The sequence below is a fragment of the Rubritalea sp. genome, assembly GCF_039830215.1.
In the GTDB taxonomy this organism is placed as follows: domain Bacteria; phylum Verrucomicrobiota; class Verrucomicrobiia; order Verrucomicrobiales; family Akkermansiaceae; genus Rubritalea.
In genome coordinates this window covers 1-11,192 of sequence record NZ_JBDOPO010000260.1, presented here as the reverse complement: position 1 = coordinate 11,192, position 11,192 = coordinate 1, and the positions used below count along the sequence as shown (strand labels likewise).

Below are 11,192 nucleotides of genomic sequence, written 5' to 3'. Positions count from 1 at the left end.
TTTAAAACAGTTAGATTACGTTGTCGCCTCTGTACACAACTCCTTCACACTTCCTGAAAAGGAAATGACAGCGCGTATTATACGCGCTATGGAGAACCCTCACGTCAGTATGCTGGGACACCTCACTGGTAGACTTCTTCTGCGCCGCGAACCATACAAAGTCAATATTGACAAGATAATCGATTGCGCTGCGGAGACGGGTACCATCATCGAGCTCAACAGCAACCCTCGACGGTTGGACATGGATTGGCGTCACTGGAATAAGGCCCGTGAAAAAGGTGTGAAATGTGCTATCAATCCAGATGCTCATCGGTTAGAACAACTTCAGTTTCTAGCATTCGGTGTGCGCATAGCCCGCAAAGGCTGGCTCACTAAATCTGATGTCATCAATACTAAATCACTCCCAGAAATTCTAGATTTCCTTTCTATCTACTAATCATCCAATATATAAAATGTATTCTCAATTTTTTGTGCAAGCTCAAAGTCCCATAGTCTCTCCAGACCCACTCATCTTCATCATTGCTGGCGTCATTCTTCTAGCTGGCCTGATTTTCACATACCTCATCCTCAAGTTTTTCAAAACATGGCTCCGAGCTCGTTTATCCCAAGCGCCCGTTGCATTTGGGTCACTTATTGGAATGTGGCTAAGAAAAGTACCATTCGAACTGATAGTCGATAGTCGTATTACAGCGGTCAAGGCAGGCCTCGAATACACCACTGACTATCTCGAGGCTCACTACCTAGCTGGTGGTGACATTGCGAATGTTGTACTTGCGCTTATTGCTGCTGATAAAGCTGGCATATCTCTCGACTTCACCCGTGCATGTGCCATTGACCTCGCCACTAAAGACACAGGGAAGACGGTCCTCGAAGCTGTTCGCACATCGATCAACCCTATGGTTATCGACTGTCCGACAGTATCAGCTGGCTCTAACAAAATCACTGCCGTAGCTAAAGATGGTATCGCTGTGAATGCCCGTGCACGCGTCACAGTCCGCACAAATCTTGACGGATTTGTCGGTGGTGCTACTGAAGAGACTATCATCGCTCGCGTCGGTGAAGGTATCGTGACTGCAGTTGGCTCAGCTGAATCCTATAAAGCAGTCCTTGAGAATCCTGACTCTATCTCAAAGCTAGTCCTCTCCAAAGGAGTAGATGACTCCACAGCCTTTGAAATCCTCTCCATCGACATCGCTGACGTGGATGTTTCTGACAATATTGGAGCTCGCCTACAAGCTGAGCAAGCGGAAGCAGACAAACAAATTGCACAGGCAAGGGCTGAAGTTAGACGTGCTGCCGCGGTTGCTGAGGAACAAGAAATGTCAGCTCGCACACAAGAGATGCAAGCTAAGGTAGTTGAGGCTGAAGCTGAAATCCCTATGGCAATTGCCGAAGCATTCCGCTCTGGAAACCTAGGTGTCATGGATTACGCAAAGTATCAGAATGTCAATTCTGACACAAAGATGCGTGAATCACTCGGAAGCAACGAAGAATAATTTCAAAGTTCTAATAGTTATGTTCACAGAGCTACTTGCAGAAACTGACATCCCCGCACAAGGGGTGTTATTCATCATCGTGATGATCTTTAGCTTTCTCAAGTGGCTCTTTGGCAAACTTATAGCAAAGAAAGAAGAGGATGACTCAGATATATTCGAGTCCCTTTACGAGGAAAGTCGTGAGGATATTGTCCAGCGTCAAAAGCAAATCTCTCCTCCCTCTATCAAGAAACCGACAGTGACGCGCCCGCTTGAGAAGCCGTCATCACCACCAAAACTCCCTCAGCAAATTCAGCAGCCTAGGTACAGTTCAGCTGACATTGAAAAGGCTGGTAAATCGACAACTAAGAAGCTTCCGCTGACCATCGGTGACCCCATCAAATCTAAAACTATCGGTGAGAGCGACAGCTCCGTGATTCGCAAAAAAATTAGAAGCAAAGATGGACTACGCCAAGCCATTATAGCACGACAAATTCTTGGTCCACCAAAGACTTTAGCCGAACACTAAGACTCTAACTCACGCGCTCAGAGCCCGCGTAGCAATTGAACCTCGGCGGGCGTAAAAACCCAATCAGGGTCTGACCGCTTTCTTGAGCAAATTCTACGGCCAAACTTGTTGGCGCCGATATAGCTGAAACAATCGGAACTCCGAGAGCATGAGCTTTCTGCATCACTTCGAACGAGACTCGACCAGACACCTGTAGGATCACCTCGCTTAGACAAATTGTTTGCTGCGCTGCATAACCTAACACCTTGTCGATTGCATTGTGCCGCCCAACATCCTCCCTCAACACAAGAAGCGTCCCATCATTACTGAAGAGTCCTGCTGCGTGTAGCCCCCCTGTTTTATTGAAAACTCGCTGCGCATCACGCAAACGATCCGGCAAGCTGAGCAAAACCTTACTACACACAGTGGATGCTCCTCCTAGTTTCGGGTGATCCTGGCGAATCGAATCAATAGTTGCCTTCCCACAGATTCCACAAGATGAGGCAGAGTAAAGGTTTCTCTGATGCCGTTGGAAATCAACTGTCACGTCATCCTTAAGGAAAACTAAAGCGTGGTTTTTATTTTGGTCCACATCAATTCTCATCACGCCGTCTAGATCTGGTAAAATGGCTTCCGTTAGAAGAAACCCTCTAACTAAATCCAAATCATCACACGGAGTTCGCATAACGACAGCTATTGGATGCCCATCGAGAGTTATTTGTAGTGGTTCTTCCACCGCAACACTATCCTCAGACGGCACATCTGATCCATTTTGATATTGGGTAATAGGATAGCGTCTTGAGCGAGATTCAGACGACATCGGTTACGTCACCTAAAATTTCAACATCTGTAGCACCAGTGACCAATGTCCCGCCACGCTGGATTCGTGCACGTAAACCACCCCTTCCTTTAAGAAAGTCTTCAGCACCATCAGCAATTGCCTCATTCATCCAAAAACACGGCTTACATCCACAAGATCCAGTAAACTCCATACCATTGAATGAAAACCTCTTGCCTATTAGGCTATTCAAGTCAATCCCATCAACTACCACGTTACGTCGAAATACGCTTGGCTTTAAATCCTTAATCTTGAATTTTGAAATTACTTTTTCATATGTAGCTGAATCGAAAAATGTGATCTGCCCTTTGTAATCAGTCTCGTAGTTAAAAAATCGGTCACCCACAATCCCACTACCCGCAACTAGTTCAAGCGATGCGCGTTCGACTATCGGGTGCTTCAGTGAATCTTTTCCGTAGCGACCAAAATAATTATGATCAGGAGATATGTAGAGATGCTTTATCGTGGCGTGCATAAGATTAATTGATTACTTGCTCATCAAAACAAGTATAACTGACGATTGCCACACTCGATTGTGTATTGTATGTAGAAAGTACCCGGTAGCTATCCACTCTCACTATCAATCCATGCACCAATTCACCCACATCGATCAAGAAAATCAGCCAGGTATGGTTGATGTATCGCTTAAGGATATAACACGCCGTGAAGCCACTGCCGAATCTATCCTCACACTTGGTGAGGAAATTATACAGTACATGCAGGACGGTGACATTGAATCAAAGAAAGGCCCCGTCTTTCAGACCGCCATCATAGCTGGAACTATGGCAGCTAAGAAGACATCCGACTGGATTCCCTTCTGCCACCCACTGCCACTTGAAAAATGTAAATTTTTAATTACGGCAATCAATACCACTCAAGTCAGAGTCCAGTGCACTTGCCTAACCTCGGCCAGAACAGGCATTGAAATGGAAGCGCTCACTGGTGCTTCAGCTGCTGCCCTCACCATTTACGACATGTGTAAGGCCGTGAGTAAATCGATCACCATCGATCATACTCGCCTCCTCAGCAAGACTGGAGGTAAGTCCGACTTTGAGCAGGAATAGCCACGATACCCATTCGGGTAAAAACCACGCCAAACGCGTCAAAAAATAATGTGGTAGGTGGGGTGTACATTCCTCACATTGACAATGTACTCTGGAGAATATCTATCAGATGGAATAGCAAAGATAGCATTCATGCTCTAAATTGCCAGTGCTCTGTACGTGCCAAAACCTTAGCTCTGCTAACTAGCTGCCACAAATTGCGGAGCAAGACCTACAATACTCACTATTCCACCATCTGCCAGAGGTATAAAAAATGCACCAACCTTACCAGATGGTGCATTTTAAAATAATTGAATCTTAGATTTGGTCTAAAAGGAAAGACCTAGAAGTACATACGATAAGCAGCCCAAATCGTAGTCGCGGCGATATTACTTCCCTGACTAGCGTCTAGGTTATCATATTCCAAACCAGTCATGAACTTTGACTGATCACCACAGAGGTACCAGTTGAGTCCACCGTATAGCGCGTGGTGCTGATCACCACGACCACTTGTTATAGAACTCGAACCAGATGGCGTGTTACGTGAAGCTCTACGCACGTAGCGACTATTCAGACGCACACCTTCGTCACCTTCCGAACCCTGGTAGGAATAACGTGCGACAAATTCGAGCTTATCTTTGATTATGTCTTTAGAGCCAAGTGCTGTGAAACCGTAGAATAAACCTTCGCGTTGTGCGCCACTAAAGTCTCCATTGTCACCAAGAATAGCGTTAAATGTAAGATCCCAATCACTATATGACGTGAGGTATGCTGCAGATGTTGCCCACTTGTAAAGAAATGGATCATCAGTGTTTTGCTGATCATTGTAGATAACATCCAGAATCACTCCACCTGAAGACACGTCAAATTTTGTAGATGCATATATAGCAACGCTTTCACCCCAGCCTGTGAGTAAATCGTCTTGCTCCTTCTGGTAATCATTTGAAAACACACCCAGTGTGGCACTCCATCCATCATTCTTCAAATCGATAGATGCACCAGTTGGGCGACCTGTCGTGAGCTTGTTTGCCAATGCGGAACGCTCAACAGTCTTGATTTTCTTAGAAGATGCGTGCTGCTCAGCTCCCACTGCCACCTTGTAGCGACCGTAGGTGATTGTGGACTCTTTGATGCTAAAGAGATCTTTAAATGTGTATGAAAGTTTAGCTTGATCAAAGCTCTGGTAACCAAATTCACGCTCACCACCCTTAGGCTTTTCATCAAGAACAAAGTTGGCATTCGCTTTGAGTTTAAAACCATTGAGGAATTTCACCTCACCACCGAAGCGGAGACGACGAAACTCATCAAAATCTTGGTTGAAACTATCACCGTTTGAGTCTTTTCCATCCACATAGCCATATTGGACTTGTGCGCGCCCGAAGAACTTAACCTTCTGAATGTATGGGTTTTCCTTGTTTTTATAAACTGTACCAATTGTTTCGAGAGTGTCGCACCAGCTACCGCAGTTTGACTTTTCTTCCACTACAACTGGAGCCGGACCTGCATAAGCGGAACCCGTGAGGGCTGCTGCGCTGATCATTGATGATACTACTTTGTTATTCATAGTTAATATATGGTTTTGCGATACACGAATGACCGAGGAATATAAATCACGGTCGTTTGCTCGCCTCGCTGCATGTACTTAAGGGAAATCTCGGCTTTGGGAATTATTATTATGTGTTAAATTCGTCACATTCTATTTTCCAATGAAGAACCATGGACACACGCCGCCTAAATACCCAAGCAAATTCAAGCTCAATAAAGTGAGTGTAGATCGCTATCAATACAGCCCCACAGCCTGTTTTGCACAAGCCACTGCGAATTCCCATTTCGATTGAGTTGGCCGTACTGGGTTCATTTCCAGCCATCCAAACTTCTCACCATTTGCACGCAATTTAGCAGTTGGGTGAACCATCACATTGCGCTCACATAGCATCAACATTGGCAAATCAGCGTGACTATCGGAATAACCAAAACTATTGGGTAAAATTGCGCCTTCAATCCAGTCATCAGGGAAATGCTGACGCATTCTACCAATCTTGACCTCCCCTTTGTTATTCATCCCCTCGATATCAGGAAAGAGAGTGACTCTCTTATTGATAACCACTTGAGTTCCGTAGTAATGATCAAAACCCAGTTTTTCTGAAAGGTATTTCACCCAGATCTCAGGGCTCGCTGAGTTGAGTATTGTCAGCAAGCCATCAGCTTTGTGCTTCTCTATTATTTCAACCACTTCAGAATACAAACCATCGGGTACAAGCTCGTCAACAAACTCGCGTGCGTATTGGTCCAACACTTCTGCATCCATCCCTGCAAGATAGTTCAAGAAAACACGCTTCATTGTCTCCGGGCCAAGGAACTTAGCAAAGGGAGAAAATGGTATAAACCCCAACAGATATATTGTCCTAAGACGCTGACGCTTTAGAACAAAATTACAGAATAATAACTGGGTATCCCATGGGACAATTGTCTGATCGAGGTCGAATAAAGCGTAGCCTGTAGGTGAGCTGGGTGAATACACCCATTGAGTGTCATCAAGATGTAGACCGATGGCAAGCCACAATCGCAGCCAAAGCATCTATCAAAAATTCTCTGCAGATCGTTTTTGAGCCAACTCCCATAAGGCGGCAACACTGGCTCGTGATTGACTCTTCTTTGACGCGCACAGTCCAACCACATAAGGCTCCAACTCTGGAGCATTCTGTAAAATCTCTAAATCTCTCCTAAATGGGCTCCGCTCCAATACGAGCTCAGGAACAACCCCCACCCCGCATCCTAGACGAACCATCGCCAATATCCCCTCATTGCCAGACACTTCACTTATGCGAGCTGTGTGCGCTCCTAACTCACGGAGGTACTGGTTCACACGTGAGCGCGAAACTCCACTACGAGCCAAAACCAAGGGCAGCTTTTTGAGATCATTCGGCTCACTGTAGCGCAATTCTGGTAATGGGTTTTTAAGCCCAACAAATACCAGACGCGTTGTCACCAAGGGTATGAAATCAAATCGCTCGAGCTGTCTATCCGGCAGTGCTGCAACCGCCATATCGATATCACCAGTAAAGAGTTTATCCAGCGAGTCCTCTGCAGCTCCAGTTCGTAGGCTCAAACGCACCTTCGGATAAGTCTCTCTGTAAGCCTCTAATAAATCTGGCAGCACGGAATACACCGCGGTCACCGAAGCATAAATCGATACCACACCATCGACAGAACCATCATCTACCAGATCCTCACAAACACTATCCCAGTCCCGTAAAGCCTTCACTGCATAGCTAAGAAATTTCTCACCAGCCTGAGTGAGCTGCACCTGGCGAGTGTCACGGATAAATAAATCCTGACCAAGCTCATTTTCTAACCGCTGGATGCTTCGCGTCAGAGCCGAAGGGCTGAGGTTACATATTTCACTGGCTCTACCAAAATGGAGTTGTTCAGCAACACTTAGGAAATTTTTTATCTCGTGGTGGTTCAAATCTCAGACAGCTTATGCATAATCACACGTATCGCAACCACGCAGTAGCAACAATGCCAATCATCAAAATCACAAATAAACCGTGTTTACTCGCCAATCTCCCCCAAGTATTGGTTGATAACTTCAGTATGAGCGAAAGCCAAAATTGGGCCATCCTTGGCGGAAACGGTTCAGGGAAATCAACTTTCGCTAGAATGCTCAAGAATGCCGATTCATCAAACTCAGCTCAACTCGTATCCTTTGAAGATGAGCAAGCGCTACTGGAACGCGAAATTTACGAAGATGACAGCGAATGGATCAACCAAGTTGACAACGGCAGAACCACCCGTGAGCTTATTGTTGAGAATTTAGCTGATGAGGTAAATCTCATCACTCTTATTGAGACCCTCCATCTCCATCAATGTATCGACACAGGTTTCAAGCTGCTTTCCACTGGTGAACGCAGGCGCCTAATGCTTGCTCGAGCCCTAGCGGCCAACCCAAAACTATTGATTCTAGATGAACCCTATGACGGCTTAGATAAGGAGTTTTCTGCTCACCTCGCGGCAACAATCACTGAAATTTCGAAAACCACCCCCACTGTCCTGATCATCAACCGGCTGTCACACCTATCAGAGCTCACCACACATATAGCCTGCCTCCACCAGATGGAATTAGTCTATCAGGACACTAAGGAAAATGCTTTATCGAGTAAGCTCTTCAGGCAGCTCCAATCTAGTGACCAAGATGCTAACAGACCGCTCCCTGCAAGAATGCCATCAACGTACGCGCCCTATTTACCCACCTTCGAGCAAGCTATTGTTAGTCTAAAAGATATCCGCGTAGCCTATCACAACAAGGTCATCCTCGACGGATTAGACCTGCAGATCATGCCTGACCAACATTGGAAGATAAGCGGTCCCAACGGCTGCGGAAAGTCCACACTAGTCAACCTAATCTCCGGAGATCACCCTCAATGCTATTCTAACGACATCCATCTTTTCGGGCAAAAGCGCGGAAATGGTGAGTCAATCTGGGAGGTAAAACACCACATGGGATTGATGTCGACCAGCCTCCACCAACAATACAGAATCACGGTCACCGCTGAGACGGTTATTTTATCTGGATTTTTTGACACGATCGGAGTCTACCGGCCTGTGACAGCTATGCATAAGCAGATCGCTAACGAGTGGTTAGTCTTTTTAGGCTTAGACAAATATAAAGACACACACTTCCAGCAACTTTCTTTCGGACAGCAACGCATGCTACTTATTGCTAGGGCCCTAATCAAACGCCCTTACTTACTCATCCTCGATGAACCATGCCAAGGTCTCGACCCCATCAATAGAGCCTTGGTCATCCAGCTCATTGATCAGATAGCTGAGCGAAAAATAGCGCAAATCATCTACATATCTCACGAGCAAGAAGATAAACTTCTATGCCTCACCCATGAGCTTAAATTTACTCCAATTGCAGGATTGATCAAAACTGCCCAATCCACCAAGCCTCCTTATTCTATCCAGATAGTAGAACTCTAGGATCTTTCACCTTATCACTGTAAGCAGCTGTAAGTAATACGAAGTCATTGGCTCTTCACGAGAATCAGAAAACCACTACCTCCGACCCAATGAGAGTCCAAGTCAACCCCCTACTCGAAGTTCTCAAGGCCCGGCTCACTCAGCTCCCTTGACTACATAGCGGATCTAGGTTTCTTCCACCGCTCAACCTTGCGAAAGAACTGCCAACGCACTGCAGCAGAGTTAGGCCACCTCGAGCGCACTCTCCCCGACAAGCCCAACAGCCGCCACCAGAAATACCGCCACACACACTAGCCACTCTGGCTCCATCATCACTCGCCTCAACGCTTACTCATCCCAGTCTGAACACTGTACAGCTAAAACTCAGCCACAGGCTACCTCTCTCCTAATTTAAAAATTCTTCGAAAGCTGTTCATTGATTAGCTAAGCTCGCCTCACAACAACCTGAAACTGAACAATAATATTGAAAAAGTTATCGTTCTTGATGTAGTTGCCATTAACTATGTAAGCCGCTATACACATATTAGTCGATTACATAGGGCCTCTATCAGGTCATTTCTGATGAAGTCAAATCTATGGCATTCTCTGGAGTAGTTCAGCAACGTATGCATAACCTCTACTTATTTTGGATCAGTAATTCGCAGGTTAGAGACCTCAGCAACAAGGTCGAATAATTACTGATTTCCAGATTAACATAAACCTGTAAACTGACGTATGAATCTGCCACAATTCTCGCTCGATGTTGATAAAAACCTTTTGTGCCTTGGGCTTGATCTAGCTTGGCATGGCGGATCTAAGAGCAATAAGCAATCACAGCAGGACCTTATCGCTTGGACTCGCTATAGTAGCGGCAACGTATTCCTAGAGGCTGGGTATGTGCGGGTAGACCTAAGTAAGAACGATCGAGACCCCGATGCGATAGCTACCTATTCAGCCTTAACTAAGCTTATAAAGGTAGATGACGTGGTGGTGCTCGCCATAGATGCGCCGCTCCAATCGAACACAACACCTAAAATCGGGAAGAAAAAAGCCTTCCGAACCTGTGAAAAGTACCTCTCAGAGCAACGAAAATCAATAGATCGAATAGCTGGAGGCAGTTATGGATGGCACCCTAACATTCAACCAGGTGACAGCGTGCCTGCTCGTGCTCAGAACTTGATGGATAAATTAAGCCATGGTGAATTACCTCTGGCCCTGTTCACTGGCGACCGGGAAGTTTATCATTCAGACATCTATTTCGAATGTTTCCCAGCTGAAGCTATCTGGGCAATAAAGAGGCAGGGACTCTACCCTGAGATACTCTTAGCTTCAGATGTGAAGTCCTATAAAAAACAACAGGGAGTCCAGCTCACCGATGCGCAACTCACTAGCCTCACTATGAACGTCTTGAGTGGTATTCTGGGGAAATTGGATCAAGGGGGCTGGTCTCAAATTCTAGAGCAGTTGCTTACCCAAATGAGATGTGACCCTGTACTGAGACAGAATGATTCATTTAAAGGAGGTAAGCTATTCGACGACGTCATCGATGCTGCTCTCTGTTTAGCTAGTGCCATCAGCTTCACTAGTGGCACAGCCCACATCTGGCAAAAACCAGGCACAACAGACGATGGCCACATCATAGGCCCTGGACTTCTCACCTGTTTTAACCAGCAAACCTAACTTGTGAAAAATACTTTTCGAGTCTCCAGATTAATCAGCTTTTTTGGAGTGGTCTCCTAAACATTGCCAGTGATTTCCAGTGTGTATTGAAATTCTGACAGCTCTATCGATGACGAGTGAATATTGGTGTTAGACTGCTTTGGGCAATCCATTTGTGTCGTTTCCTTTTATTGCCTTAGGCTGGTTTAAGCTGCGTGCCGTTGGGCTTCTTGGTAGACGCTCCATGGGGTTTGGTTTGAAAGCGATTGGTGCCTTCTTCGGTGGTTATAGAACTCCATTCAGTCATCAATCAATGCTTTTAGTTCTGGTACGTTGCTATAGCTCCAGAGTCTGAGTTTCTCATACTTGATACTCCGCAAGAGGCGTATGATGAACACGTTGTCTCGCCAACATCCTTTGCCGTCCATGTCCACTTTGATCCCTCGAGATTCAATTTCTCCCACCCATTCTTTACTGCTCCATTGGCTATCTTGATCGGTGTTGAAGATCTTAGGCTGCCGACCTGTAGACTTGAAGGCTTGGCGTAAAGCTCGGAGAAAAATGCTGTATCCATCGTGTTACACACTTCCCATGAAAGTACTGCACGCGTGTGCCAGTCCCTCACAGCAATCAAGTAGGAGTGACCTCTAGGCATGGGTATATAAGTGATGTAAGTGCACCAGACGTCATCCGCAGCCGTTTCA

The 11,192-nt window shown here is 45.9% G+C and carries 10 protein-coding genes and 2 pseudogenes; 6 read left to right on the top strand and 6 right to left on the bottom strand.

The window, feature by feature from the left end; translation table 11 throughout:
- The 3 genes and pseudogenes from ABGY95_RS08585 to ABGY95_RS08575 form a co-directional block, all read left to right on the top strand.
- Positions 1 to 436 (top strand): annotated as a pseudogene (locus tag ABGY95_RS08585) (histidinol-phosphatase); the annotation flags it as partial.
- 16 nt (positions 437 to 452) lie between these two features.
- Complete coding sequence (gene floA, locus ABGY95_RS08580) at positions 453 to 1,496, top strand: flotillin-like protein FloA (RefSeq protein WP_347441267.1); 1,044 nt, start codon at positions 453 to 455, stop codon at positions 1,494 to 1,496.
- Between the two features lie 19 nt (positions 1,497 to 1,515).
- On the top strand, positions 1,516 to 2,004 hold the full coding sequence (locus ABGY95_RS08575) for a hypothetical protein (protein ID WP_347441266.1): 489 nt from the start codon (positions 1,516 to 1,518) through the stop codon (positions 2,002 to 2,004).
- A 4-nt stretch (positions 2,005 to 2,008) separates the two neighbouring features.
- Here the strand turns inward: ABGY95_RS08575 and fdhD are convergent, their stop codons facing one another.
- Complete coding sequence (gene fdhD, locus ABGY95_RS08570) at positions 2,009 to 2,803, bottom strand: formate dehydrogenase accessory sulfurtransferase FdhD (protein ID WP_347441265.1); 795 nt, start codon at positions 2,801 to 2,803, stop codon at positions 2,009 to 2,011.
- A complete protein-coding gene (locus tag ABGY95_RS08565) occupies positions 2,793 to 3,296 on the bottom strand; it encodes an MOSC domain-containing protein (RefSeq protein WP_347441264.1) in 504 nt (167 codons plus the stop codon). Before ABGY95_RS08565 ends, fdhD begins: the two co-directional genes overlap by 11 nt.
- A gap of 112 nt (positions 3,297 to 3,408) precedes the next feature.
- Between ABGY95_RS08565 and moaC the strand changes: the two genes are divergently transcribed.
- Complete coding sequence (moaC, locus tag ABGY95_RS08560) at positions 3,409 to 3,885, top strand: cyclic pyranopterin monophosphate synthase MoaC (protein ID WP_347441263.1); 477 nt, start codon at positions 3,409 to 3,411, stop codon at positions 3,883 to 3,885.
- A gap of 322 nt (positions 3,886 to 4,207) precedes the next feature.
- Here the strand turns inward: moaC and ABGY95_RS08555 are convergent, their stop codons facing one another.
- The 3 genes from ABGY95_RS08555 to ilvY all read right to left on the bottom strand — a co-directional run bounded on the left by ABGY95_RS08555 (position 4,208) and on the right by ilvY (position 7,333).
- Positions 4,208 to 5,428, bottom strand: coding sequence for a porin (locus tag ABGY95_RS08555; protein WP_347441262.1), 1,221 nt, complete (start codon positions 5,426 to 5,428; stop codon positions 4,208 to 4,210).
- A gap of 216 nt (positions 5,429 to 5,644) precedes the next feature.
- Complete coding sequence (locus ABGY95_RS08550) at positions 5,645 to 6,442, bottom strand: HAD family hydrolase (protein WP_347441261.1); 798 nt, start codon at positions 6,440 to 6,442, stop codon at positions 5,645 to 5,647.
- A gap of 3 nt (positions 6,443 to 6,445) precedes the next feature.
- Entirely contained in the window at positions 6,446 to 7,333 is an 888-nt protein-coding gene (gene ilvY / locus ABGY95_RS08545; protein ID WP_347441260.1) for an HTH-type transcriptional activator IlvY, read from the bottom strand.
- 14 nt (positions 7,334 to 7,347) lie between these two features.
- Between ilvY and modF the strand changes: the two genes are divergently transcribed.
- Both modF and ABGY95_RS08535 read left to right on the top strand, forming a co-directional pair.
- Positions 7,348 to 8,850, top strand: a complete 1,503-nt coding sequence (modF, locus tag ABGY95_RS08540) for a molybdate ABC transporter ATP-binding protein ModF (RefSeq protein ID WP_347441259.1) — start codon at positions 7,348 to 7,350, stop codon at positions 8,848 to 8,850.
- A gap of 714 nt (positions 8,851 to 9,564) precedes the next feature.
- A complete protein-coding gene (locus ABGY95_RS08535) occupies positions 9,565 to 10,509 on the top strand; it encodes a DUF429 domain-containing protein (protein WP_347441258.1) in 945 nt (314 codons plus the stop codon).
- Between the two features lie 298 nt (positions 10,510 to 10,807).
- Here ABGY95_RS08535 and ABGY95_RS08530 read toward each other — a convergent pair.
- Positions 10,808 to 11,192, bottom strand: a pseudogene (locus tag ABGY95_RS08530) (hypothetical protein); the annotation flags it as partial.

Bases quoted from the DNA above. Each gene is read 5' to 3' on its own strand.
- floA (WP_347441267.1), top strand. From the start codon at position 453: ATGTATTCTCAATTTTTTGTGCAAGCTCAAAGTCCCATAGTCTCTCCA.
- ABGY95_RS08575 (WP_347441266.1), top strand. From the start codon at position 1,516: ATGTTCACAGAGCTACTTGCAGAAACTGACATCCCCGCACAAGGGGTG.
- fdhD (WP_347441265.1), bottom strand. From the start codon at position 2,803: ATGTCGTCTGAATCTCGCTCAAGACGCTATCCTATTACCCAATATCAA.
- ABGY95_RS08565 (WP_347441264.1), bottom strand. From the start codon at position 3,296: ATGCACGCCACGATAAAGCATCTCTACATATCTCCTGATCATAATTAT.
- moaC (WP_347441263.1), top strand. From the start codon at position 3,409: ATGCACCAATTCACCCACATCGATCAAGAAAATCAGCCAGGTATGGTT.
- ABGY95_RS08555 (WP_347441262.1), bottom strand. From the start codon at position 5,428: ATGAATAACAAAGTAGTATCATCAATGATCAGCGCAGCAGCCCTCACG.
- ABGY95_RS08550 (WP_347441261.1), bottom strand. From the start codon at position 6,442: ATGCTTTGGCTGCGATTGTGGCTTGCCATCGGTCTACATCTTGATGAC.
- modF (WP_347441259.1), top strand. From the start codon at position 7,348: ATGCATAATCACACGTATCGCAACCACGCAGTAGCAACAATGCCAATC.
- ABGY95_RS08535 (WP_347441258.1), top strand. From the start codon at position 9,565: ATGAATCTGCCACAATTCTCGCTCGATGTTGATAAAAACCTTTTGTGC.